The 24,100-nt window shown below is 45.1% G+C and carries 21 protein-coding genes, 3 tRNA genes and 1 pseudogene; 14 read left to right on the plus strand and 11 right to left on the minus strand.

The genetic code is table 11. From position 1 onward, the window contains the following. The first annotated feature begins 161 nt into the window (after positions 1 to 161). Entirely contained in the window at positions 162 to 485 is a 324-nt protein-coding gene (gene tnpA / locus C8R34_RS05755; RefSeq protein ID WP_258364376.1) for an IS200/IS605 family transposase, read from the plus strand. A gap of 159 nt (positions 486 to 644) precedes the next feature. Here the strand turns inward: tnpA and C8R34_RS05760 are convergent, their stop codons facing one another. Then, positions 645 to 1,088, minus strand: a complete 444-nt coding sequence (locus C8R34_RS05760; protein ID WP_110338726.1) for a protein YgfX — start codon at positions 1,086 to 1,088, stop codon at positions 645 to 647. Between the two features lie 589 nt (positions 1,089 to 1,677). Between C8R34_RS05760 and C8R34_RS05765 the strand changes: the two genes are divergently transcribed. Further along, positions 1,678 to 4,095, plus strand: a complete 2,418-nt coding sequence (locus C8R34_RS05765) for a hypothetical protein (protein ID WP_110338728.1) — start codon at positions 1,678 to 1,680, stop codon at positions 4,093 to 4,095. 85 nt (positions 4,096 to 4,180) lie between these two features. Here C8R34_RS05765 and C8R34_RS05770 read toward each other — a convergent pair. Next, a pseudogene (locus C8R34_RS05770) lies at positions 4,181 to 4,300 on the minus strand (IS5/IS1182 family transposase); the annotation flags it as partial. A 368-nt stretch (positions 4,301 to 4,668) separates the two neighbouring features. On the opposite strand from C8R34_RS05770, the gene C8R34_RS05775 reads away from it, so the two are divergent. Then, complete coding sequence (locus C8R34_RS05775; RefSeq protein ID WP_110338730.1) at positions 4,669 to 5,709, plus strand: folate-binding protein YgfZ; 1,041 nt, start codon at positions 4,669 to 4,671, stop codon at positions 5,707 to 5,709. A 32-nt stretch (positions 5,710 to 5,741) separates the two neighbouring features. Here the strand turns inward: C8R34_RS05775 and C8R34_RS05780 are convergent, their stop codons facing one another. Continuing rightward, positions 5,742 to 6,452: a DUF502 domain-containing protein gene (locus C8R34_RS05780; RefSeq protein WP_110338732.1), complete on the minus strand. Its 711-nt coding sequence runs from the start codon at positions 6,450 to 6,452 to the stop codon at positions 5,742 to 5,744. 452 nt (positions 6,453 to 6,904) lie between these two features. On the opposite strand from C8R34_RS05780, the gene C8R34_RS05785 reads away from it, so the two are divergent. The 3 genes from C8R34_RS05785 (at position 6,905) to pnp (ending at position 11,210) form a co-directional block, all read left to right on the plus strand. Further along, the gene (locus tag C8R34_RS05785; protein ID WP_110338734.1) at positions 6,905 to 8,365 is read left to right on the plus strand and encodes a dynamin family protein; all 1,461 of its coding nucleotides are present in this window, start codon (positions 6,905 to 6,907) and stop codon (positions 8,363 to 8,365) included. Between the two features lie 317 nt (positions 8,366 to 8,682). Beyond that, positions 8,683 to 8,952, plus strand: coding sequence for a 30S ribosomal protein S15 (rpsO, locus tag C8R34_RS05790; protein ID WP_110338736.1), 270 nt, complete (start codon positions 8,683 to 8,685; stop codon positions 8,950 to 8,952). A gap of 134 nt (positions 8,953 to 9,086) precedes the next feature. Beyond that, a complete protein-coding gene (gene pnp / locus C8R34_RS05795) occupies positions 9,087 to 11,210 on the plus strand; it encodes a polyribonucleotide nucleotidyltransferase (protein WP_110338738.1) in 2,124 nt (707 codons plus the stop codon). 87 nt (positions 11,211 to 11,297) lie between these two features. Here the strand turns inward: pnp and dksA are convergent, their stop codons facing one another. Continuing rightward, positions 11,298 to 11,723 (minus strand): RNA polymerase-binding protein DksA, encoded by a 426-nt coding sequence (gene dksA / locus C8R34_RS05800; protein ID WP_110338740.1) that lies wholly within the window; start codon positions 11,721 to 11,723, stop codon positions 11,298 to 11,300. Between the two features lie 259 nt (positions 11,724 to 11,982). Here dksA and C8R34_RS05805 point away from each other — a divergent pair. From C8R34_RS05805 to C8R34_RS05815, 3 genes are all read left to right on the plus strand, one after another. Then, a tRNA-Pro gene (locus C8R34_RS05805) sits at positions 11,983 to 12,059 on the plus strand. A gap of 34 nt (positions 12,060 to 12,093) precedes the next feature. After that, a tRNA-Arg gene (locus tag C8R34_RS05810) sits at positions 12,094 to 12,170 on the plus strand. A 74-nt stretch (positions 12,171 to 12,244) separates the two neighbouring features. Beyond that, a tRNA-His gene (locus tag C8R34_RS05815) sits at positions 12,245 to 12,320 on the plus strand. A gap of 204 nt (positions 12,321 to 12,524) precedes the next feature. On the opposite strand, the gene C8R34_RS05820 is transcribed toward C8R34_RS05815, so the two are convergent. From C8R34_RS05820 to C8R34_RS05830, 3 genes are all read right to left on the minus strand, one after another. Next, positions 12,525 to 13,172, minus strand: coding sequence for an HIRAN domain-containing protein (locus C8R34_RS05820; RefSeq protein WP_110338742.1), 648 nt, complete (start codon positions 13,170 to 13,172; stop codon positions 12,525 to 12,527). A 4-nt stretch (positions 13,173 to 13,176) separates the two neighbouring features. Further along, the gene (locus C8R34_RS05825) at positions 13,177 to 13,716 is read right to left on the minus strand and encodes a glutathione peroxidase (RefSeq protein WP_110338744.1); all 540 of its coding nucleotides are present in this window, start codon (positions 13,714 to 13,716) and stop codon (positions 13,177 to 13,179) included. A gap of 202 nt (positions 13,717 to 13,918) precedes the next feature. After that, positions 13,919 to 14,632, minus strand: a complete 714-nt coding sequence (locus C8R34_RS05830) for a glutathione S-transferase family protein (RefSeq protein ID WP_110338746.1) — start codon at positions 14,630 to 14,632, stop codon at positions 13,919 to 13,921. Between the two features lie 145 nt (positions 14,633 to 14,777). Here C8R34_RS05830 and C8R34_RS05835 point away from each other — a divergent pair, with 145 nt between their 5' ends. The 5 genes from C8R34_RS05835 to lspA all read left to right on the plus strand — a co-directional run bounded on the left by C8R34_RS05835 (position 14,778) and on the right by lspA (position 21,386). Continuing rightward, positions 14,778 to 15,158 (plus strand): helix-turn-helix domain-containing protein, encoded by a 381-nt coding sequence (locus tag C8R34_RS05835; protein ID WP_110338858.1) that lies wholly within the window; start codon positions 14,778 to 14,780, stop codon positions 15,156 to 15,158. A gap of 134 nt (positions 15,159 to 15,292) precedes the next feature. Beyond that, positions 15,293 to 16,858 (plus strand): amino acid permease, encoded by a 1,566-nt coding sequence (locus tag C8R34_RS05840; RefSeq protein ID WP_110338748.1) that lies wholly within the window; start codon positions 15,293 to 15,295, stop codon positions 16,856 to 16,858. Positions 16,859 to 17,061: 203 nt separating this feature from the next. After that, a complete protein-coding gene (locus C8R34_RS05845; RefSeq protein ID WP_110338750.1) occupies positions 17,062 to 18,033 on the plus strand; it encodes a bifunctional riboflavin kinase/FAD synthetase in 972 nt (323 codons plus the stop codon). A 26-nt stretch (positions 18,034 to 18,059) separates the two neighbouring features. Next, positions 18,060 to 20,861 carry an isoleucine--tRNA ligase gene (gene ileS, locus C8R34_RS05850; protein ID WP_110338752.1) on the plus strand — a complete coding sequence of 934 codons (2,802 nt, stop codon included), beginning with the start codon at positions 18,060 to 18,062 and terminating at the stop codon, positions 20,859 to 20,861. 33 nt (positions 20,862 to 20,894) lie between these two features. After that, complete coding sequence (lspA, locus tag C8R34_RS05855; protein ID WP_110338754.1) at positions 20,895 to 21,386, plus strand: signal peptidase II; 492 nt, start codon at positions 20,895 to 20,897, stop codon at positions 21,384 to 21,386. Positions 21,387 to 21,413: 27 nt separating this feature from the next. On the opposite strand, the gene C8R34_RS05860 is transcribed toward lspA, so the two are convergent. The 4 genes from C8R34_RS05860 to C8R34_RS05875 all read right to left on the minus strand — a co-directional run bounded on the left by C8R34_RS05860 (position 21,414) and on the right by C8R34_RS05875 (position 23,973). Then, on the minus strand, positions 21,414 to 21,596 hold the full coding sequence (locus tag C8R34_RS05860; protein WP_110338756.1) for a hypothetical protein: 183 nt from the start codon (positions 21,594 to 21,596) through the stop codon (positions 21,414 to 21,416). A gap of 25 nt (positions 21,597 to 21,621) precedes the next feature. Next, complete coding sequence (locus C8R34_RS05865) at positions 21,622 to 22,203, minus strand: PEP-CTERM sorting domain-containing protein (protein ID WP_258364377.1); 582 nt, start codon at positions 22,201 to 22,203, stop codon at positions 21,622 to 21,624. 449 nt (positions 22,204 to 22,652) lie between these two features. After that, positions 22,653 to 23,585, minus strand: coding sequence for a CapA family protein (locus tag C8R34_RS05870; RefSeq protein ID WP_165872534.1), 933 nt, complete (start codon positions 23,583 to 23,585; stop codon positions 22,653 to 22,655). Positions 23,586 to 23,595: 10 nt separating this feature from the next. Continuing rightward, positions 23,596 to 23,973, minus strand: a complete 378-nt coding sequence (locus C8R34_RS05875) for a hypothetical protein (protein WP_110338760.1) — start codon at positions 23,971 to 23,973, stop codon at positions 23,596 to 23,598. Positions 23,974 to 24,100: the final 127 nt, after the last annotated feature.

Below are 24,100 nucleotides of genomic sequence, written 5' to 3' on the forward strand. Positions count from 1 at the left end.
ATGATATTTACAATCCCAGCGCATATGGCTCAAACTTTGGTACTCCTTCATCTTTGACTCCTCGTTTCGTGGTTGGGACGAGAACGTTACGACGACTGCCGTAACGTCAAACCTTCGGGAGTCCCCCAGCTGAGCCCGGGGGTTACCTGTTATTAATTATAATGCTGACTTCGAAAGAGATAGAAGAGCGATATGACATTGAGTTTGAGCAGATAGATTGCGACAAAGACCACGTACATATACTTCGTACTGCACATCCAAAGATTGCACCGGGTCAGATTGTTAGGGTGTTCAAAAGCATAACAGTACGGAAATTGTTTAAGAGGAAGCCGGATTTGAAACGAGATCTGTGGGACGGTGAGTTTTGGATGAATGGCTATTATGTTGCAACTGTAGAGGAAAGAGCTGTTTGGGGTGTAGTTGAGCGGTATGTAAAGAACCAAGGCAAGCTAAAAGAAGAACTGCATCAACTTAAGCTTTTCTAATACCCCGTAGTCTTGCCACGGGGTTGTTTATTTAACGCTTCTATATTCTCTACTGGCTAATTTCTAAGCAATTTTTATTATTTCATACGAAGTCTTTGTCACCAGCAACATACAATAAGTAAGACAAACTTTTAGATGATCAAAACTGAGATACCCGAATCATTCAATTTCACTGTTATCTTTCCATTTCCAGCGTAACCATACTCGCAGCTGCCTGAATTCTTCCGCATCAATGCCATCGGGCAGTATCACTACACTGCGCACAAAGAATTTCCCCACAGGCTTCAGATTCAATACTATTAGGTAAGGCGCAACAAAGGTATTGCCTAATAGATGGCAGATGATTGACTCGCCCGAGCGAGTGGTGAGTGTACAGTGCATTTCATTGGAGAGTACAAAAGCGATCACCGCATTGTTTGCACTGAGCAAGGCATCTTGCCGCATATAGTGAACCAGGCTGATGGCCAGCGCGACCATGATCATCGCCTTAATGCCCCAAGGCAGCGCCAACGGCCATAATAAACCGGCTGCAGCACTATGTGCCAGACTGAGTAACGCCGCAAGTCGCAATGAAAGTGTGCGCTGAATGGATAAAACGGCCATATCAAAATGGGGAGTAAGGGATATATGGTCAAGCAAACAATTTCGACCACACTATTTAAATAAGGTGATAGAGTTTCTAGATTAACATAACCAGTTAGGTCAAGTTTGACGAATATTTATTGTAATGAAATTGATTTAAAAAAGGCCACTTAAACTAAGCAGCCTCTGAAAAAACGCAAAAAATGATAAGGGTAAATTTAATATCTATTTTTAAATAGAGGAGTAATTGTAACGCTGAGTAGAACCACGTTGAGAAGTGTAAAATCTACACGATTACATCCAATGAGGGAAGAAATCCAGACTCACCAACCATTTGAATTTGGAGATCTGAACCACTTATAACATCAGCAGTAAATATTCCAGTGCTTGAGTTATAAAACATTTGACTAGAAGCAAAAGCTTGATTCTCTGCTAGAGAAAGATTTGCATCAATAGTTGATAAACCATTTTATCTAGCTATATGGACCATCGAGAAGAAGTAGACTATTGTTTTACTAATACTTGCGTTAATTTACACTATTCTCCTGTTTAAAGACGAATGTGTTTATCCGAAGTTTTATTATTGCTCTTAAAAATCAAGGAGGTAATTATGTTTGATGATTATCCAACATTAGCGCATTTGGTTATGATCTCAATACTGAAAAGGCTGCGACTCGCTTATATTTTAGTGTTACTACTAGGTGGTTTAGGCGCTCAAGGTAATGCAATTGCCGAAGCTGGGCCAGGTGGTATCGTTCAAGGCGTGATTGATCTCGTCGATACACACTATGAACCAGGAATTTCCGATGTCGAAGTTTACGTTGTCAATAATTCGACTTTCCGCGAGTCAGTTCGGGTTTTCACGGATAGCAAAGGCGCCTTTGTGATACCGAATCAGCCAGCAGGCCAATATATTCTGTGCTGGTCTGATAGCTACCCAGGTATCGTGGCAGGCTGCAATTCTACAAACCCTTTTGAGATTATTGATCGAGTTTCAGTACGCTATATAGCGGCTCAACCTACACTTGATCCGACGTTCGCGTTGATAACGGGTCGTGTTAATTCACAGTCTGTACTACCAAACGATAGCGCAGAGGTATCTTGTTTACATAGTGATCCTTTTTTCGATATTGACAAAACTGCAATCATAGAGATTGTAGATGCTAATAATCTATTAGTGGCAAAGACGCGAGCAAACACTGACGGAAAATTTCTGATTGGTGTTCAAAATCCCCTACCAGGTGGGGGTTATAAGCTGCGTGCTAGCTGCAGCCTAAGAAAAACTGAGATACCACTCAATTTAGGTCCAGTGGGTTCTGTGGCAGCACAGAATCTGGAGTTGCCGGTCAATCATAAACCAGTGATTACGGGAATGGTTGCGCGATTAGCAGGGCAAGCTGTGGCTGGAGTCCCGTTGGGAACAACAGTTAATGTACGTGTTACTGCCAGCGATAAGGATGGTGATGTTTTCTTTTATCGCTGGCGATCGACAGCGGGTACGGTTCAAAATACTAATACACCCAACGTGTCGTGGACCCTTCCTTCTACAGGTAAAGGCTTACACTTTCTCTATGTTGACGTATCAGATCAAAAAGGAGGGCATGCCTCACGGCGGGTCGCAATCTCGACCGATGGTGGGATAGTTGCAGCTACTCCTATAGCGACACCACAACTGTTAGCATCAGATGTGTTTCCAGAGGCTGATCGGTTTTTGACTTATCGCGGTTTAGATACTCGTAAAAGTGCGTGCCAGTACTACTTAGCTCTGAAGGCCGTGACAGGTTGCGACGCAAGCGGCAATCCAATCGGATCAAAACTAACATTTGCACAATGGCGTGCACGCAACAGCATCGGTGGGCCTAAGGGACCAGCGCAACCAGGCGAAATTCAAGCTTCGTTTCGTAACGTTGCCGATCTCGACTTAGTGCGTAATCATCACGCCCGCAAAGTGAATGCATCACGTATCTCATACTACGTTTGTAACCATGGTAAAGCGACTGGTGCTGTGCCTGATATTAATCTTGTCGCGTGTGTGGCCATGGAGTATTCGATCATTCCTGGCGTGAACAACAATAAACCATTTGTTCAGTTCTATACCTTTGGTCCGACTGGTGAACTTTATTTGTCTGTAAATCTTGATGGCCGTGGTGAAAAATTCATACCTGGCAATTGTGTTGTATGTCATGGTGGAGACGGATATTTCCATCATTTTCCTGAAAGCGGTGTTACTGCACGTGATGCTAATATCGGTGCATATATGTTGCCCTTTGACCTTGATAACTATGAATATGATAAGGCACCAAATCGTACTCGAGCTGCACAGGAAGATGCTGTGCGGCGATTAAACTTGCTGATCAAAGAGACTTCACCAACGCCAGTTGCACGGCAACTTATCAATGGTTGGTATCCTGGTGGAGTTGGTAAACAACGTAGTAATTTCGTACCACCAGGTTGGGATGAAACTTTAGATAGAACATTGCCTGCGAAAAGCCGCGGCGATGCTTTTGATGCCAGCGAACTATATCTTAAGGTGGTAAAACACAGTTGCCGGTTATGTCATGTTGCCATGGGTACCAAACTTGGACTTGACTTTAATCGTTATTCTCAACTAGTGAAGCGTGACGGCGCAGGAAATCCAATACTTGATCCGATCACTGGTGAGCCGGTACCGCTTGATGATCCAACGACAGCTCCTGATGATCGAGCAGGTGATTTTGTAGCTGGCCACTCGGGTGACATTTTTGGTGAGTTTAATCAGATTGGACAAAACAATGCTCTACATACATATAGCACTGTATGTGATAAGGATGGTAACGGACCGCCAACTTGGAATATATTCGACAATATTAACGAGTCAGGCAAGACGATGCCAAATGCTTTACAAACATTCAATCGTTTTTGGCAGGATCCAGAGCAGACTGCATTAATACAATTATTTCTGGAACGAGAGGAAGGAATTACAAGTGGTAGTGATCCCAATAATGACTGTGATCCAATATTTCGCCCGCCATGGGCAGCGCAACCTTGATGATTAATAGTGCGCATTGAGATTGCTATGTAAAGCGGTTAGTTTGATTTCATCGCCGCAATATTTTTTTATTTAGATAGTGTAGTCATGAGATATTTGTCCAGAGAGCAATGCATCTGACTTGTACGTCAGCGAGGAAAGAGGCGGTGTTTCTGGCGTATCTTGTGACGATACCACACCATCTCTTGAGATGAAGGAAAGCATTCTAGACATGTAGATGAACTACTGTCCCCGGTTCATTGAGTACGCTAGCATAGAGATCTGTTTTTTCTGATATTCGTGTAGTTTGAGAAGGAGTTGTTGAACCATCTTTTGCCTTGTTGAAACGCGGGGCGAGGAGATCATCGTAATTAGTTGTTACGCAAGAGCATCCAATATCATTATTTAGTTCGGTCAAAGGCTACTTGATAAGAAACACTAGCTTCCACGGAAGTGTGGTCAAAATTGTTCGATCAATGGTTTATCGATCATTAACATTTCAGAAGATGAAGGCCAATTTCTTGAGATTGGTTCTTGATTTTACCCAGACGGGATATCGTATAATCACGCTTACTCATTATTCTCTTTCTATGCATGAATCCAGTCTGGCAAACCTATCTGCGTAACTGTCACGCCATTATTGAAAACAATTGCGTGATGCATTTTGGTGATAGCGCAGCAGAACGTACCAATGCGCACACCGAAACCATTATGGCCGATCTTTCCCATTATGGCTTGATCCGTTTCTCCGGCAATGATGCGCAAACTTTTTTACAAAACCAGCTCAGTTGCGATGTCCGGGAAGTCAATCTGCAACAGGCACAATATGGCAGTTATTGCACACCCAAAGGCCGGGTACTGGCCAACTTTTTACTATGGCAACAAGGCGATGACTATTTAATGCAATTGCCCGCCAGTTTAATTGCTTCGATGCAAAAGCGTTTAGCGCTCTATGTATTGCGTGCCAAAGTACAATTAACCGACGCAAGCAACGATCTAGTTCGAATCGGCATTGCAGGTCCGAATGCCGCTCTGTTGATTAAAGAAATTACACGATCATCACACGGTTCGAATCAATCTCTGCAAGTCACGCATCACGAAAAAATCAGTATTCTTTACCTTTCACAACAGCGTATGGAATTGATTACACCGATCGAGAATGCCCCCATGCTCTGGGAGCACCTCAATCAGAACGCCACGCCTGTTGGTGCCGATTGCTGGGACTGGCTGACTATTCAAGCCGCGATTCCTACCATTCTGCCTGAGACTCAGGAAGCATTTCTGCCCCAAATGATCAATCTGGATGCAATTGGCGGCATCAGCTTTAAAAAAGGCTGCTATCCCGGTCAGGAAATTGTGGCACGCACCCAGTATCTTGGCAAACTCAAACGGCGCATGTTTCTGGCTCATATCGCCACAACCGAAACAATCAGCACCGGTGATGCCTTATTCAGCATGGATATGGATGATCAATCCAGCGGCAACATCGTCAATGCTGCACTGTCCCCCCATGGCGGCTTTGATGTTTTGGCGGTCATCCAGCAAAGCAGCGTTGATACCTGCGATATCCATTGGCAATCATTGCAAGGTCCAGTACTGAAAATTAAGCCACTTCCCTATTTGCTATCTGCATAAAAATGCAATGATGCAACACTTGATTCCGATGCTTATTGTTTCTCAGGTGCCTGCTCCTGCTGTTTCTGTTTGTTAGTGAAATTCAAACTTTCGGGTGCATTGGTACCGCCCGTCACAACAAACGTCATGGCTTCTTCGGTGGTCCAATCCGTTAGAATGACATTCTCTATTGGCAGGATTTCGATATAACCGGATGTAGGATTGGGCGAGGTCGGCACGTAGACAGCAGCTAATTCTCTCCCACTATCCTTGTCTTGTATGATTTTTGTGATAAAACCGACAGCCTTCATTTCCGACGATGGAAAACTGATCAAAACGACGCGCTGTCCGGCAACAGGCGGCTGACTGATAGTATGCAGAAAGCGTTTAGTGGCACCATAAATTGTCTGTACTAGTGGCAATCTGGCCAGTATATTTTCATAAAGACTAATCACCTTTTTTCCAATGACAAAAGATGCCAACAATCCAATGCCGTACAGACTGGCTATGGTCAACAATGCAGCAACCGCATGCTGAAAATTCGAATCCAGCAACCAACTGGCTGTCGTATCTGAAAACGGGCGTACTGCACGCGCCATTCCTTTTAATAAAGGATCTCCGATACGCGCCAATAAATTTAATAAAAAATCAAATACCAACCAGGTAACCCACAACGGTGCCACTGTGAGACAACCAATGAGTATATAGCGACCTACGTGAACGAAATGCGTTGTGTGTTGCTCATGATTATTTTCTATCGTCATCTCTAAAATTGTCTCCAACAAAATGGCCTATTTATCTTAACTTTTTTTATGATTGTGCAATCAACATTGCACTGCTTCAAATTACAGATCACAATCACCCGATGTGCAACAGGGATAGTGCTACTATTTTACGCAAATACCGCATGAATATTAGAAATATCATTTACTAGCAAGGTAGCATGGTTCTTGGTAGAATTCCCGGGCTGGTTTCTTTAATTTTTAACATAAATAGTACAGGGCTGAATGTGTTATACCAAACAATGACGCGATACCTGTTTCTTTTGATTCAAAAAAGTTTTGGTGAATACACCTTCCTTTTTTATAAAGAGGCCAAATAACTTTTTGAAAAACAGCATCAATTCATGCAAGCAGCGTTAACAAACAAACCAAAAATATCACCCGTACAGTATCTTGTTCAGGGTGCACTTTTATGAGAATGAAAAGGAACTGTTATGTCACATAGTTCAACACAAATCAATAAGTATCTGAAAAATCTACAGAAACATCTTACCGACGAGCACCCCGATAATCCGACTCTGGCCAATGCGGTAAAAAGTTTTAGAAAAATGGATTATGTAGGTCATAGCATGGGACTAATTAATAAGGATGAATCCTATGCGACTTGTGTAACGTGGTGGCCCATGATCGCCGTATTGGGTACTTTTTCTGCTGGCAAATCAACCTATATTAACTCTTACTTGGACTTACCACTTCAACGTACAGGCAACCAGGCCGTCGATGACAAATTCACAGTGATTTGCTACAGCCACCATAATGAAGCAAAGACGCTGCCAGGCATTGCACTGGATGCAGATCCACGTTTTCCATTTTTTCAGATAAGCCGCAGTATTGAAGAAATTTCCGAAGCCGGACAAGAACGTATTGATGCTTACTTGCAACTAAAAACATGTCCATCTGAAAACGTACGCGGAAAAATTCTAATAGACTCTCCCGGCTTTGATGCCGATAACCAACGTGCATCGACATTACGCTTGACTCAACACATCATTAATTTATCTGACCTTGTATTAGTGTTCTTTGATGCGCGCCATCCTGAACCTAAAGCTATGCAAGACACATTGGCGTATTTAGTATCAGCCAGCGTGAATCGCGCCGATGCTAATAAATTTCTTTATATCCTGAATCAAATTGATGTCACGGCGCAAGAAGACAATCCTGAGGAAGTCGTCTCAGCTTGGCAACGCTCATTGGCTGAAGTTGGCTTGGTTACGGGGCGATTCTATCGGATTTATAACCCAAGTGCCGCCGTCCCGATTGCGAATCCTCACATTAAAGAGCGTTTTGAAAAAAAACGTGAAGAGGATATGGCCGATATCAATGCACGCATGCGCCAAATCGAAGTAGAGCGTTCCTATCGCATCGTTGGCAAGCTGGAACAAACAGCAAAAGGCATTAAGAATCAAGTTGTCAACAAACTCTCTGATATGTTGAAGAAATGGAAAAGCAAAGTTATGCTGTTTGATGGTTTGGTTTTTAGTACATTAGCGATATTAGCGGGTATTGCACTTACCCTGAGCGAATCTTGGAGCCTTGTCAAAACGCTCCCGGCTGAATTTATGCAAGGCGAAACATCCGCGCTGGCCATAGCCTTAGTGCTGGTAACCGGCGTTATTTATATTCATTTTTCTATCCGTCGTGCGGTTGCCAATAGGTTGCTGAAAAAATTGGCGGATGAAATCAAGGATCATGAAACATACAAGCAGTACATGCAGGCATTCAATAAAAGCACTGCTGCTCATCGTCCAATGTTCCTGCAAGGTCCGGCTGGTTGGAATGAAGTAACGCAGCAAACCATTGATGAAATCATTAACGAAGCCAATGATTACATTCAAGCATTGAATGATCAGTTTACCAACCCATCAGGGCATGGCGGCGAAAACTCACAAGTTTAACTCTGTTGATAGCAAACCTATACTATAACTTGGATAACAAAAAGAATTACTGATGCACAACCACTCACGGTATTGATTCTTTTGCTATCCAAGTTTATTTAGCCATTCCGAAATTCGCTCCTCAGTACATACAGTTCCAACGTACGACTTACAAAAATCTAAAAAACTTATCAATACATATCATCAAAGCAATCCTTATTTTCTAACCCCGATCATTTTTAATCATTCCACACACCGATCTGATTTGGACAAGAACAATATTAAAGAGTAAAATTCCGGCTTTTCTTTACACTGGTAATTAATTGGAGAAATCATTTATGTCAGTCACAATCGACCAAAAAGCACAGGTAGTGCGCGACTATCAAAGAGCCGACGGAGATACTGGCTCTCCAGAAGTTCAAGTTGCTCTTTTGACAACTCGGATCAACGATCTGATCGGGCATTTCAAAACACATGTCAAGGATCATCATTCGCGCAGAGGTCTGCTACGTATGGTAAGTCGCCGTCGTAAGCTATTGGACTATCTTAAACATCGTAATGCTGATACGTATCGAACACTGATTGAACGCCTTGGTTTACGCAAATAAATGCTCTCCACAAACCCTGTCAACGGCAAATTAAGTAGATCATTTTCCGCTACAATTGCCTTACAACCAGTAACCTGGTTTGATGGCAATTTAAAATTTTGGAAAATTCATCAGAATCAAGAAAGGATTGTTAATTGAAACCTATCAAGAAGAGTATTACCTATGGACGTCATCAGCTTACGCTGGAAACGGGAGAGATAGCAAGACAAGCACATGGCGCTGTAGTGGTTACAATGGACGATACAGTTGTACTTGTTACCGTAGTTGGTGCAAAAAATATAAAACCTGGTCAGGATTTCTTTCCACTCACCGTGGATTATCAGGAAAAATTTTATGCTGCAGGCAGGATACCTGGTAGTTTCTTTAAACGGGAAGGTCGCCCATCAGAAAAAGAAACTCTCACTTCCAGACTCATTGACCGCCCTATTCGCCCACTATTTCCTGAAGGTTTCTATAATGAAGTGCAAATCGTCGCCACTGTTATGTCATCTGACAGTGAAGTGGATGCAGATATTCCTTCTATCATCGGGACCTCAGCAGCACTCGTCCTTTCCGGCATACCATTTGATGGCCCTCTTGGCGCAGCTCGCGTCGGCTACATCAATAATGAATATGTACTCAATCCAACCATTTCAGAACTTAAGGATACTCAACTGAATTTAGTGGTTGCAGGGACGCAACAAGCCGTTCTGATGGTCGAATCCGAAGCGATGGAATTACCTGAAGAAGTGATGCTTGGCGCTGTTGTGTATGGTCACGAGCAAATGCAAGCAGTTATCAATGCAATCAATGAGTTTGCTGATGAAGCAGGTGTAACTGCCTGGGATTGGACACCACCTGCAAAAGATACTGCATTTGAAGAAAAAATCGCCGGGATGGCAGAAACCGACTTGCGACAAGCCTTTAAGATAAAACAGAAACAAGCGCGCTCTGAAGCTATTGAAGCAATCAGTCAACGCATATCCACAGAAATAGGCGTTGATACCGAAGGTGGTCCCGATTTGCAAACCTTCAAGGAAGCTTTTTTTACACTGGAATCCAAAATCGTACGCAATCAAATCTTAGATGGAGAACCTCGCATTGATGGCCGTGGTACACGCACCGTCAGAGCCATCACCATTCGGAACGGCGTATTGCCCCGCACACATGGATCAGCGCTATTCACACGTGGCGAAACTCAAGCATTAGCGGTAGCAACACTGGGTACAGCACGCGATGAGCAAAAGATCGACTCACTTCAGGGCGATTACAGCGATCGTTTCATGTTGCATTACAACATGCCCCCCTACGCCACAGGGGAAATAGGCCGTGTTGGCACTCCCAAACGCCGAGAAATTGGTCACGGACGCCTTGCAAAGCGTGCCTTAGTGGCCGTTTTACCTTCTCCAGAAGAATTTGGTTATTCGTTACGCGTCGTATCTGAAATTACCGAATCCAATGGCTCCAGTTCAATGGCATCGGTTTGTGGTGGTTGCCTTGCGCTCATGGATGCAGGTGTGCCACTCAAAGCTCATGTTGCCGGCATTGCCATGGGACTGATTAAAGAAGGAAATCGCTTCGCTGTGCTCACTGATATTCTTGGCGATGAAGATCATCTGGGCGATATGGATTTTAAAGTAGCGGGTACTGAAAAAGGCATTACTGCACTGCAGATGGATATCAAGATTCAAGGTATTACCAAAGAAATCATGCATGCCGCACTAATACAAGCGCATGAAGGACGCATGCACATCCTGCAAATCATGAAGCAAGCGCTGCCTTCGACTCGCGAGGATATCTCAGTTCACGCACCGCGCATCATCAAACTCAAAATCAATCCAGAAAAGATTCGTGATGTGATTGGCAAGGGCGGCGCCGTTATACGTGCACTTACGGAGGAAACCGGTACTACAATTGACATTACCGATGATGGTCAAGTAACGATCGCCTGTGTTAACGCTGAAGGCGGTGAACTGGCTAAAAAACGTATTGAAGATATTACCGCTGAAGTTGAGGATGGAAAAATTTATGACGGTGTAGTTTTAAAATTACTTGATTTTGGCGCTATTGTCAGCGTTCTACCTGGAAAAGACGGTCTATTACATATCTCACAAATTGCCAACGAACGTGTTAACAATGTTTCTGATCACCTGAATGAGGGCCAGCAAGTGCGCGTCAAGGTTCTTGAAGCCGATGATAAAGGAAGATTACGATTAAGCATGAAAGCCGCGTCTGTTGATGAAAATAATTCCGACTCTGCCACAGAAGAAGAATCCTAAAATAAGATTCTGCTGTCTTTACTTATTAAATATAAAAAAACCCTGTGATATCCACAGGGTTTTTTATTATTACTCCTCTTCATACACCTATTTAGCTATTTGCTTCTCACGCATTTCATCCAATGTTTTGCAATCAATGCAAAGTGTTGCAGTCGGTCGAGCTTCAAGCCGCTTTAGTCCAATCTCTATTCCACAGCTCTCACAATAACCATAATCCTCAGAGTCTATTTTTCCAATTATCTCATCGATCTTCTTGATAAGTTTACGTTCACGATCACGGTTGCGTAATTCAAGTGTCATATCAGATTCCTGGCTAGCACGATCGTTAGGGTCGGCAAACACTGTAGCATCATCTTGCATGGTATGAACCGCACGATCAATATCCTGACCCAATTCAATTTTCATACTTTCCAATATCTTGCGAAAATGTGTGAGCTGGGCAGGACTCATATAATCCTCACCTGCTTTTGGTTCATAGGGCGTTACTTGTTTACTCTGTAGCTCTTTTGGCATCTCTTTAAGGTTCCTTAATTCCGGTAGCGTACAAAAACCGTATACTATTATCAGAAAACACATTAGATCACAAGTTATTTATCCAGCTCATTACTATTTCACTTAAAAATAGTATAAAAATTCAGAGCTCATCTGTGACATTATTCGTACAATACAAACATTTCTAAATTCCTATACTTGCATTGGAAGATAGAATTCTTATCTTCGCATACGAAGAAATTGACGTTTCCAACCTAAGAAGGTATAGTGACGCCTTTTCCGGGGTGTAGCGTAGCCTGGTAGCGCGCCTGGTTTGGGACCAGGATGTCGGGAGTTCAAATCTCTCCACCCCGACCAATTTTAGCCCTAATATTTAGAGCAGCCCGATTTGGTGCCCGTAGCTCAATCGGATAGAGCACCAGCCTTCTAAGCTGGGGGTTACAGGTTCGATTCCTGTCGGGCACGCCATGAATATTCTTCAGCATGTAGACTGAATTGCTCAACTCAGTTTGTGCAAATAAACTACATTGCTTTTTCTTATGGTGGCTGTAGCTCAGCTGGTAGAGTCCCGGATTGTGATTCCGGTTGTCGTGGGTTCGAGTCCCATCAGCCACCCCATATCATTAGCTAAATAGCATATACCTGCATTTTTATAAGACAACATTGAATAAGGCCACAAGTGTTTGATATTATTGAAATTATTTTTTATTCAATCATCGCATTGGTTGTTGGATTTGTTGCCGCTCAAATAATCACTAATAAGTTTTTTAAATAAAACACCTTTACAGGAATCTCGGGACAGGAAATTAAACCCGAAAAAGATCAGCATCGATTTAAATCATCAAAATTGGCCAGTGATTCTATGTCCAGCTTCACGTCGTAGTTGAGAGTTTTTCTATTCACCTCGCCACCTACGATAATGGCATTACAAGTGGTTATCTGATTCGAGAGTTTTCTCTCATCCAATCTGCGGCGGAAGCTGCGGGCTTCTTCTCGGTTTAAGTAACCTACAGTTCGGTTGTTGATATCCACTCGCACAGCACCGCTGTCGTAGGGATTGTCATTATCCGGTATCAGGTGGGTTTGCAAAATATATGCTTTAGAACCTGAACCTGCCTTAGAGTTAGTGACATTCTCCTGTATTAATTGCTTGATTACCTCCTGATACTGTTCTCCTGCGACGGTAAAAGCAAATTGCCCCAGCTCTGGCCAAGCATAATAATCTTTTGCCGTACTGAGATCTTGCTGTGCGCCATCCGACTGAGTCACATTTTCACCAGCAGCAATTTTGTTTCTATTGAGTAGGAGAACAACAGCAGAAACAAACGCTATTGGCAAAATATGCGATTTATCGACCCCAGCGCCAGCAATTAGTCCTAGGAATAAGGAAAGTATCAGGATTGATAGAACGCTTATTTTCGACTCTTGCTTGTGAGTCTGGCCTGGAGACGAATATGGTTGTTTTTTCATCAATTTATTGCTGCAGAGCCTGTTCAATGGCTGTCGTCACAGTCGGATCAAGGGGTTTTGTGTGTGGACTGAATTGCGCAATGAACTTGCCGTCACGACCGATCAGGTATTTATGGAAATTCCACGTTGGGTAGGTGCCGGATAGCTCGGCCAATTGTGCATAGAGGGGATGAGCATGTTCTTTTTTCACGAGTGTTTTCTCAAACATGGGAAACTTAACATCATAGGTAAGGCGGCAGAAATCCTGAATTTCTGCTTCGGTTCCCGGTTCCTGACCCATAAAATCATTCGATGGAAAACCCAGTACAACCAGCCCCTGCTGCTCATATGTTTCGTGCAATTTTTCCAGGCCTTCATACTGTGGCGTATAGCCACACTTACTCGCAGTGTTGACGATAAGCAGCACTTTGCCAGAGTAGGTCTCACATAAATTCACCGTTTCCGGTGCTGCAAGTTTGCGAAAATTCTGATCCAGCAGCGTACTGTTACAACCGAAAACAGGGCTAGCCAGAAAAGTCATGATCAAAACAAAAAAAGTGCGCATGCTCACCTCCTCAATTAAATGCTGATATCTCAAGAAAGTTGTTTCGAGTTCATTCTAACTCACTTTCTTACAACTGAATTTCGCTTGAAGCAGTTTTCCAAATTGCCAATCTATGAGAATTCTTGTCCCGATACAAGTGCAAGTGGGATTGCTCACCAATGACGTAATGCTCCGGAAGTGCATTACCCCTTTTGTATAATCCTTATCGCATCATTTGCAACTCCGGATAAAACTTATGCTTGATCCGGTTTACATAGTTGATCAGATTATCTTTGGATAAGCCATATTCCTTCAACGGTGACTCAATCGGGCAGCCGATGATATTGATCAGCAGACCAAACGCCGAAGTATCCAGCGTGGTAGGCCGATCACCTAAAAAATATTGCTGATCACCAAGGCTTGCGGATAATGCTTCAATATCCTGTTTACCCAGCGCGAAAATTTCTTCCGCTTGATGCCTGCCAGTGCCGTGACCGTGGATCTGCCGCTTAATTTTTTGACGCCAGCGGCTCGCGACAATATCCCGAATAATGGGAGGTAGCCCTCCAAAAATGGCTTGCTTGTTGGTTTTCCAGTTTTCGTCGGTATATTGCCAGCGTGAATATAGCGCAGCCCAAAACAAATGCTCCTCAAGCAAACGCTGCATAGCCAACGATATTGCCAACTCTGTATCATTTAACCCTTGATCCAGATCTTTATAGGCCGACTTAAGATGAGCGATGATAAAGCGCGAATCACCCAATGCTTTGCCGCCATCCTCAATATAAGGCAATTTGCCTTTCGGCGCGTTCAACGGAAGTGTTGATTTAATTTCATAACCGATATCCGCCATGCGCAAGTACGTTTCGATTTTACAGCAGAAAGGACTTAAATTCGGAATGCCCCAGGTGCGTTCAAATTGATACAGTTTCAACATATCAGTAATCCTCATTGTTATTCATACAATCTTAATACCGGCTTGTATAATGCAAGTAACTTTATCCCACAAACTTGTTAATTGCAAGTAAATGTATTACAGTGCTACTGTAATCGTTTATCCGCTGAATAAGGTGCATGAGTTGATGAATAATAATCTGGATAAGCCCACTTTTGAGCGCTCATGCTGTCCGATTGCCTGCGCATTGGATCAGCTTGGCGACAAATGGACATTGCTGATTATTCGCGACCTATTATTGGGAAAAAAGCGCTATCAGGAATTGATTACATCGCCCGAACGCATTGCCACAAACATTCTGGCTGATCGGCTGAAAAAACTGGAAACTTCCGGGATTGTCGCTCAACAAGCCTACCAGCAAAAACCGTTACGCTATGAATACCGTCTAACAAGAAAGGGAGAAGACTTGCGCCCCATACTGGAGGCGCTAGTCGAATGGGGAAAAATCTATTATCCGGGCAGTGTCGTTTTTAAGTCGCATGAGCACCGCTCATCCGACGAAAGTTAAATCTAAGACTGCACAATGATGAATCAGCAAGTAGTTCCATTGTATCTTTACGCCAGCGTCATTTCTTGTACACTATGTCTCCGCAGAATTTCCAGTTTATCGAAGATACTTGCATTCATAGAAAGGAACCATTCATGATTTTCTGGCGCGTAAAATCACTAGATGCCATTCTGGCCACAGCAGAAAAGAAAAGTTTGCAGCGCACCTTAGGGGCGTGGCAATTAACGCTCTTGGGCGTCGGTGCGATCATCGGCACCGGTATTTTTGTATTGACGGCGGAAGCTGCGCAGAAAGCTGGCCCTGGCATGATGCTCTCTTTCGTCATTGCCAGTTTTGTCTGTATCGTAGCAGCCTTGTGTTATTCTGAATTGTCTTCCATGGTGCCTGTCTCCGGCTCCGCGTATACCTATTCCTATGCCGTGCTGGGTGAGTTGGTGGCCTGGTTGGTGGGATGGGCATTGATGCTCGAATATTCCGTTGCAGCGAGCGCGGTCGCGGTCGGATGGTCAGGCTATTTCGTCGGTCTTCTTTATAATACCTTGGGAATCGAAATACCCTTTGCATTGGCGAATGGTCCTTTCGCCGGTGGTATTATTAATTTACCAGCGGTTTTTGTCTGCATACTGGTCGTCTGGCTGCTGGTTATTGGCACAAGAGAAAGCGCCCAATTTAATGCGGTGCTTGTTGCGATCAAAATTGCTGCTTTAACACTTTTTATTGCGCTCACGATACCTGTCGCTGATATTGAGAATTTCCAGCCTTTTTTGCCGTTGGGTGAAGTGGGCGTGGTCGCGGCGGCATCTTCTATTTTCTTTGCTTATGTGGGATTCGATGCGGTTTCGACCGCTGCAGAGGAAACCAAGAATCCACAACGCAATGTACCGATCGGACTCATCAGCTCGCTGGGGATCTGTACCGTCTTTTACCTGCTGATTTCGATGGGCGCGATTGGAGCCATCGGTGCTCAGCCGGTGTTGGATGCAGCTGGCAAAGGCTTGGCACCCGGTTCATTGGCATTAGCCGAGCAATGTCAATCGCTTGTCGCCGCCGGACAACAGCCGTTAGTTTGTTCGCGTGAAGCACTGGCGCTGGTTCTGCGGGAAATCGGGTGGGAGAAAATCGGCAATCTGCTCGGGCTGACCGCTTTTCTGGCACTGCCATCGGTGGTGCTGATGATGTTATTTGGTCAGACGCGCATCTTTTTCGTCATGTCACGCGATGGCCTACTGCCGGAAGTATTGAGTCGCATCCATCCACGTTTCAAAACGCCGCATATTGTTACGTATGTAACAGGTCTCGGTGTGACCATCGCTGCGGCCTTTTTTCCGGTCGGCAAGCTGGCGGACATTTCCAATTCCGGTACGCTGTTTGCATTCATGGTCGTGGCATTTGCGGTGATGATACTGCGCATCAAGGATAAAAATCGCGTGCGGCCTTTTAGAGCACCTGGAATCTGGCTGGTGGGACCGCTTGCCGTGATGGGTTGTATCACGCTTTTTATGTTCCTGCCAACCGATGCCAAATTGGTGTTTCCGATCTGGTCCGGAATTGGATTAATTTTCTATTTTCTGTATGGTTACCACAAGAGCCATGTTGCCCGGGGCATCGACATCACAGCCGGCGACGAAGACACCATCGGTCAGGTTCGACCACCGGTGGATCGCCATCATGACAACAGTCCGCCAAAAAATAAGGATTAAGCGTTAGCAGGCCTTTGAAAAACGTTTTCGAGGCAACTGATGTAAGGCAAAAACAAGCGAAAAAGCGCAGTTTATGCGTGATAAATAAGCATTTTAAGCCTGTTTTTAACACCATAGCAGCAACGCAACTAGTTTTTCAACGGCTTTGCTAGACCTGTTTGCCTGAAACACGCTAAAATGACCCATTTTAAGGTTTCCCGGCCATGCACACTTGGCGACGGTCATATCAATGCGCTAAGACACCGGTTGCACTCACCATTGGTAATTTCGATGGCGTTCATTTAGGCCATCAAGCCATGCTGGCGCGCCTGAAAGACACTGCCAATAAACTTGGGCTTCCTGCTTGTGTGATGATTTTCGAACCGCATCCGCGCGAATTCTTCGCTCCGGATCAGGCGCCTGCCCGCTTGACCAGTCTACGGGAAAAACTGAAATTATTAGTTCAGGCAGAAATCGATTGCATTCATATCTGCCGCTTCGATGATGACTTTGCCGGAATCAACCCGGAAGCATTTATCACACGCATTCTGAACCAAGCGCTTTCTGTCCGCTGGCTGCTGGTGGGAGATGATTTCCGTTTCGGAGCACGACGTGCCGGTGATTCTGCTATGCTGCAGGCCCTCTCAACGGCAAATGGCTTTGCGGTGGAAATCATGCCCAGTGTGATCATGAATGGCCAGCGTGTTTCCAGTACCGCTATCCGGCAAGCGCTCGCTCATGGCGACCTGAATGTAGCGCAACAACTACTGGGAAGACCGTACAGCATCAGCGGGCGGGTGATTGACGGTGATAAACTAGGCAGGCAGATCGGATTTCCAACTGCGAATATCCAGTTGAAACATAATCGTCCAGCGCTGTCAGGTATCTTTGTTGTCGCGGTGCATGGTGCCATTCGATCGTCACCTGCTACACCACTACCCGGTGTCGCCAGCCTGGGTGTACGGCCGACAGTGCATGAAAATGGCAAACCGGTACTGGAAGTGCATTTGTTCGACTTTAACCGGGAAATATATGGACAGCATTTGCAGGTTGATTTTCTGCACAAACTACGCGATGAAGAAAAATATGCGGATATCGACACGCTCATCCGGCAAATTGAAAAAGATGTCACGCAGGCAAAAGACTTTTTCATAGCAACTCCAATCCATGCAAGTAGCTTATGCAACACCCTTTAACCCATTCATTTTTAGTTCTTTAGTTCATGACTGATTATAAGAAAACCCTTAATTTACTCGACACACCATTTCCGATGCGTGGCAATCTCGCCAGCCGCGAACCCGGCATGCTGAAAGCCTGGCAAGAAAAAAATCTATATCAGAAAATCCGCTCTGCCAGCAAAGGACGCCCCAAATTCATCTTGCATGACGGCCCACCTTATGCCAATGGCGACATCCATATCGGTCACGCGGTCAACAAAATTCTCAAAGATATCATCATCAAAAGCAAAACACTTGCGGGTTTCGATGCACCATATGTCCCGGGCTGGGATTGCCATGGTTTACCCATCGAGCATCAGATCGAGAAAAAACACGGCAAACATTTACCTGCCGATAAAGTGCGCGAGCTTTGCCGAGCTTTTGCCAAAGAGCAGGTAGAACGCCAGAAAGCTGATTTTATTCGCCTGGGTGTGCTGGGCGACTGGGATAATTCTTATCTCACGATGGATTTCAAAACAGAAGCCGGCATTATCCGTGCTCTGGGAAAAATTTATCAGAATGGCTATCTGTATCAGGGTCAGAAGCCGGTCAACTGGTGTATTGACTGCGGCTCAGCACTGGCTGAAGCGGAAGTGGAATATGAAGACAAAACTTCGCCCGCCATTGATGTCGGTTTTACCGTGCAATCGTCCGAATACCAATCGCTCAGCGATGCCTTTGGTGTCGTCATCCCTGCAAATATTCCAACCTATGCGATTATTTGGACTACTACGCCATGGACCTTGCCCGCCAACCAAGCAGTCAGCGTTCATCCGGATTTTGATTATGAACTGATAAAAACAACACGCGGCTGGCTGATCCTCGCCGCCGAACTGAAACAAGCCTGTTTGGAACGCTACGACTTAACGGGTGAAACACTGGCGACATGCAAAGGCCAAGCGTTGGAACACTTGCTGTTGCAGCATCCATTTGAACCACGCACGGTCAAAATCATCTGCGGCAAACATGTCACGCTGGAAGCCGGTACAGGTCTTGTGCATACGGCGCCAGCGCATGGTCTGGATGACTATTTTGTCGGGCAGCAGTATGGTTTGCCGAGCGAAAGCCCGGTGGATGGCAATGGTAAATTTACTGCCAATACGCCTTTGGTTGGCGGGCTTTCCGTGTGGAAAGCCAACGATGTGGTCATTGACACACTCAAAACCGGCGGACATCTGTTTTGTCTAAAAAAAATCGATCATAGCTACCCGCATTGCTGGCGGCACAAAACACCGATTATTTTTCGCGCCACGCCGCAGTGGTTCATCGGCATGAATCTACATAACACAACTGCAACAACGACACAGAAAAAGAACCTGCGCGACTTAGCCATGCAAGCTGTCGAATCCACCGCATTTTACCCGGCATGGGGTAGAGCCCGCCTGGAAGCGATGATCAACAATCGCCCGGATTGGTGCGTTTCACGCCAACGCAACTGGGGTGTGCCGATGGCGCTTTTTGTGCATAAAGAAACCCATGCACCGCATCCACGATCGCTTGAATTGCTCGAGCAAGTCGCGCAAAAAGTAGAGCAGCAAGGCATCGAAGCTTGGTTTGCACTGGATGCCGCAGAAATGCTCGGCGCAGAAGCCAGCGATTATAAAAAGCTGACCGATACGCTGGATGTCTGGTTTGACTCCGGCACCACGCACGACACCGTGGTCAAAGCGGATGCGCAGCTCAAATTCCCGGCCGATCTGTATCTGGAAGGTTCCGATCAGCATCGCGGCTGGTTCCAATCTTCACTGCTAACCGGTTGCGCCATCGATGGTCGCGCACCCTACGATGCACTGCTTACACATGGATTTGTCGTCGATGGTACCGGCCATAAAATGAGTAAATCCAAGGGCAACGTCATCGCGCCGCAAAAAGTGATGGATACCTCCGGCGCCGATATTTTGCGTTTGTGGGTCGCTTCAACCGATTATTCCGGCGAACTCTCCATTTCCGAAGAAATCCTTAAGCGCGTGGTCGAAAGTTATCGCCGCATCCGCAATACGCTGCGTTTCTTACTGGCCAATCTGATGGATTTTAATCCGCAAACAGACCTGGTTAACGTCACCGACCTGCTAGAAATCGATCGCTACATGCTGGCATTTACTGCAACATTCCAGCAAGATTTAATCCAAAGCTATCAGCGTTATGAGTTCCATCAAGTAGTGCATCAATTGCATAATTACTGCTCTGAAGATTTAGGCGGCTTCTATCTGGACATTCTCAAAGATCGTCTGTACACAGCGGCAGCCAAAGGTTTACCGCGTCGCTCGGCACAAACTGTGCTATATCATATTGCGCACAGTCTGGTGCGCCTGTTTGCGCCGATCTTGAGCTTTACTTCGGAAGAAGTCTGGGAGCATCTGACTGGTGATACCGAAAGTAGCGTATTACTCCATCAATGGCATACCTTCCCATCGCAACCGAATACCGGGTTATTGCAACAACGCTGGGCAAAAATACGTACGTTGCGCTCACACGTGCTGAAAAAACTGGAAGAATCCCGAGCGCAGGGGGAAATCGGCTCATCACTGGCGGCAGCGGTCGAAATACGCACCAATAGCGATGACTTTACCCTGCTCAATGCGCTGGGTGATGATTTACGTTTTGTGCTGATTGTCTCTGCAGTCACGCTGATTCAAGTCAGCGATCCGCAGCAGGAAGGTATTTCCGTGACATCCAGCACACACGCAAAATGCGAACGCTGCTGGCATTACCGCCAAGATGTTGGGCATCATGCGGAACACGCCACGTTGTGTGAACGCTGCGTCACCAATCTTTATGGTCGTGGTGAAGTGCGACACTATGCGTAACACTCGACTATCATTTACCGGAAACTTTTCACTATGAAGCTTTACATCAGCCTGAGCATTGCTTTGATTGTTCTGACATTAGACCTTGCCAGCAAGTACTGGGTGGAATCCGCATTGGAATTCGGCCAAAAAATCCCGTTGACCGGTTTCTTTAACCTCGTGCTGACTTACAATCCCGGCGCCGCGTTTAGTTTTCTGAGTGAGGAATCCGGTTGGCAGCGCTGGTTCCTGAGCGGCATTGCAGGCAGTGCCGCTGTGCTGATTATCTATCTGCTCAATAAATACCGACATGAAAAACTATTCTGTTTCTCATTAAGTTTCATTTTGGGCGGTGCGTTGGGCAATTTATACGACCGCATCACACTGGGTCATGTGGTCGATTTTCTGGACTTCTACATCGGCGATAGTCATTGGCCAGCGTTCAATATTGCCGATTCCGCCATTTTTATCGGCGCTGCACTGATGATTTACGACAGTTTCCAGCGCAAGGAAGAACCACAGCATTCCGGGAAAAAAAACAAATAATTTGCAATTACAGTCAAACCAGGATGCTTACTTGCTTGATTTCTTTTTATCTGCTTCCTTAGTGATCGGATTTTGTAGCGTATAGCCTTCTTTTTTCATTTGATATCCACCATAAGCACCCGCCCCGGCAGCCGCCAGCATCCAACAACCGGACAGCGAGGGCAGTATCGTCAGCAAAGTAACCGCACCCGCTATCTGTTTTCTCCTCATAGTCGATCCCTGTACAAAATAATCGTTAAATACTTTGTGCGCGTTTGCGGCGTGCGACAAAACCCAGCAATCCCAGTCCGACTAACAGCATCGCGTAGCTCTCAGGTTCGGGGACGGCGGCGGTGAAGGTGAAGTGGTCATAGGCAAATCCAGATGCGGTCGAAGAATCATCCAAGTAGATACTCGTCACATGCGAAAATGCGGTCAGATCAACCAGACCATTGGCAGAATTACCAACCGTACCCAGTAACACAGCACCGTTATACACATTGACGTCAAAGTGATCACCGTCATCCCGACCGGATGCCACAAACTGGAGGCCATTGACTGCAGTGGTAAAATCAACTTTCATGTCTGCTTGACAAGTGAATCCGCCGGACAACGCACAAATCTCATGGTCGATATTCGCGGCACCTACGAAGATGTCGGCACCAAAGGATGTTATCGTCGCTTGCGGTAGTACCAGAACAGTATTGTTTTGGGTTCCCGGTGAAAGTACGCTGAAGTCAAGCGTGTCTGCTGATGCGCTTGCTGATGCCAGTACCAAGCCGACCGCTGCGATCGTTGTGGATTTATTTTCTAATGCGCTACATATCATTTTTCTCATCTTATTCTATGCTCCCAAAAATATTCATATCTTCGCGTTATCAATCAATAACGATCCATCGTAATTGGATACTAATCGACAATACGGTGCTTTTTTAAATCATACCAACACAAATACAGCTATATAATCAATTATTTGCTACTGCCAAATAAAGTCAGAGACTTTTCCAAACATTTACTCAAATCCCATCAATAACCAATGATTGTACGGTACACCGCATAGTAAGAAAATAATATAGGAGAATTCTCTTTATCATGAGAAATATCTACCAGTACATTCATCCTTGTTGTCAATAGCCATTGCCACAACCGTCAGCAATGCGGTTACTAAAGCGCATGGGTTAGAAACAAAGCACCCACCGAGAAGTTTCTGTCATACCTCTAGCAGCCGTTGAAAAACTATCTGCTAAGAGTACACGCCGGCGTATAGTATTTTCCGAGCGTTCTTTCTCAATGAGCAGCTTCAAGCACGCCCGCATAGTGCGGCATACCATTTTCATCTAATTTTGCACGATGAATCTTCCAGGTAATTTGCATATCCGCAGAAAAAACCAATTCCAAGACCCATCCCGCCGTTGCATCACCTTCTTCAAAACCATTAAAAATAAAATTACCCAAGCTATAAAATATAGGCTTACCTTTGTACCATTCGATGTTCTGCGTCACGTGCGGATGACCTCCCACAATGGCATCTGCGCCGGCATCGATCATCCGACGAGCCAATTTGCTTTGACGCGAAGATGCCATTTTTTCATACTCCCAGCCCCAATGTGGGTAAACAATGACAATATCGGCCTTGTATTTAGTCCTGGCACGCTGAATATCATACGACACGTAATCATCATCACTCCATGCAATCCCGGCGCGATCATCCAATGCTTCAAAACTTCTAGGAAAAATTTCGCTATAACCGAGAATTGCAATTCTCCTGCCTTTGATTTCGATCAGCAGCGGCTCATGGGCTGATCGGATATCGCGACCACCGCCGAAATAAGCAACGCCACCACGATCCAACAAATCCAGCATATCCGAGAAAGCCAGCGGCCCGTAGTCGCCGCTGTGATTATTGGCCAGTGACACCGCACTAAAATATTTTCTCAGCAACGGGATCACTCTGGGGTGTGCTCTGAATGTGTATGACTTTGCCTCCGGTACGCCTTGCTCGCTGATCACACACTCGAGATTGCCAATTTTAATATCTGCGCTTTCAAATAGCTCATCAAATGCAGCCAACGGATCATGTCCTTTCCTGATCATCTCTCCCGGCATTTCACCCAGCATCACATCACCGACAAAAAGCATTCGAATCGCTCGTTCTTCCGAATGAGCAGGACTGCTAAACAGTACTAGCAATAAACAAATATACAATGTTCTTATCAACATAAGTCCCCTTTCAGCGACAAACTGATCGACATTGGTACAAGAGCTCGCGCTCCACTTTGGCAGAATAAACTTTATTTAACCCAAATCCTTGCTCATATTGACCACACGTGGTCTTATCCACACGATATTCTGCTGCGTGTAATAAAACATATCGATCTTTGGCGTAATGATAAACAAAAGTTTTCAATTTATTTGCGCCCAGTAAATAATGCGCTGAGAACCTGAAATTTCCCGGCAAATCAATCTTGGCTGTCTCATAGGGATCAAAACTGGCGGCTGGTTTCAGCGATGTGACTGCACTTGCATATTCAACTTCGCAAATCAGATCAATCGCATAAACCACCGTGGGAAAAACACATAAAAGTACCGCAACGATGATATTCATCATGAGAATTCGTTATCCTAGTGTTGTACTAGCAAGCTAAGTTGAAAAACACAATTAACAGCCGTGTATTACTAATATACACCGCATATCATCCGCGCTTCAGGCACTTTTTCCAGTGCTACAATTATGC

Origin of the sequence: Nitrosomonas sp. Nm84 (genome assembly GCF_003201565.1) — a bacterium.
GTDB lineage: Bacteria > Pseudomonadota > Gammaproteobacteria > Burkholderiales > Nitrosomonadaceae > Nitrosomonas.

Coding starts and splice junctions, on each gene's coding strand:
- tnpA (WP_258364376.1), top strand. CDS start 162: ATGCTGACTTCGAAAGAGATAGAAGAGCGATATGACATTGAGTTTGAG.
- C8R34_RS05760 (WP_110338726.1), bottom strand. CDS start 1,088: ATGGCCGTTTTATCCATTCAGCGCACACTTTCATTGCGACTTGCGGCG.
- C8R34_RS05765 (WP_110338728.1), top strand. CDS start 1,678: ATGTTTGATGATTATCCAACATTAGCGCATTTGGTTATGATCTCAATA.
- C8R34_RS05775 (WP_110338730.1), top strand. CDS start 4,669: ATGAATCCAGTCTGGCAAACCTATCTGCGTAACTGTCACGCCATTATT.
- C8R34_RS05780 (WP_110338732.1), bottom strand. CDS start 6,452: ATGACGATAGAAAATAATCATGAGCAACACACAACGCATTTCGTTCAC.
- C8R34_RS05785 (WP_110338734.1), top strand. CDS start 6,905: ATGTCACATAGTTCAACACAAATCAATAAGTATCTGAAAAATCTACAG.
- rpsO (WP_110338736.1), top strand. CDS start 8,683: ATGTCAGTCACAATCGACCAAAAAGCACAGGTAGTGCGCGACTATCAA.
- dksA (WP_110338740.1), bottom strand. CDS start 11,723: ATGCCAAAAGAGCTACAGAGTAAACAAGTAACGCCCTATGAACCAAAA.
- C8R34_RS05820 (WP_110338742.1), bottom strand. CDS start 13,172: ATGAAAAAACAACCATATTCGTCTCCAGGCCAGACTCACAAGCAAGAG.
- C8R34_RS05825 (WP_110338744.1), bottom strand. CDS start 13,716: ATGCGCACTTTTTTTGTTTTGATCATGACTTTTCTGGCTAGCCCTGTT.
- C8R34_RS05830 (WP_110338746.1), bottom strand. CDS start 14,632: ATGTTGAAACTGTATCAATTTGAACGCACCTGGGGCATTCCGAATTTA.
- C8R34_RS05835 (WP_110338858.1), top strand. CDS start 14,778: ATGAATAATAATCTGGATAAGCCCACTTTTGAGCGCTCATGCTGTCCG.
- C8R34_RS05840 (WP_110338748.1), top strand. CDS start 15,293: ATGATTTTCTGGCGCGTAAAATCACTAGATGCCATTCTGGCCACAGCA.
- C8R34_RS05845 (WP_110338750.1), top strand. CDS start 17,062: ATGCACACTTGGCGACGGTCATATCAATGCGCTAAGACACCGGTTGCA.
- ileS (WP_110338752.1), top strand. CDS start 18,060: ATGACTGATTATAAGAAAACCCTTAATTTACTCGACACACCATTTCCG.
- lspA (WP_110338754.1), top strand. CDS start 20,895: ATGAAGCTTTACATCAGCCTGAGCATTGCTTTGATTGTTCTGACATTA.
- C8R34_RS05860 (WP_110338756.1), bottom strand. CDS start 21,596: ATGAGGAGAAAACAGATAGCGGGTGCGGTTACTTTGCTGACGATACTG.
- C8R34_RS05865 (WP_258364377.1), bottom strand. CDS start 22,203: ATGAGAAAAATGATATGTAGCGCATTAGAAAATAAATCCACAACGATC.
- C8R34_RS05870 (WP_165872534.1), bottom strand. CDS start 23,585: ATGTTGATAAGAACATTGTATATTTGTTTATTGCTAGTACTGTTTAGC.
- C8R34_RS05875 (WP_110338760.1), bottom strand. CDS start 23,973: ATGATGAATATCATCGTTGCGGTACTTTTATGTGTTTTTCCCACGGTG.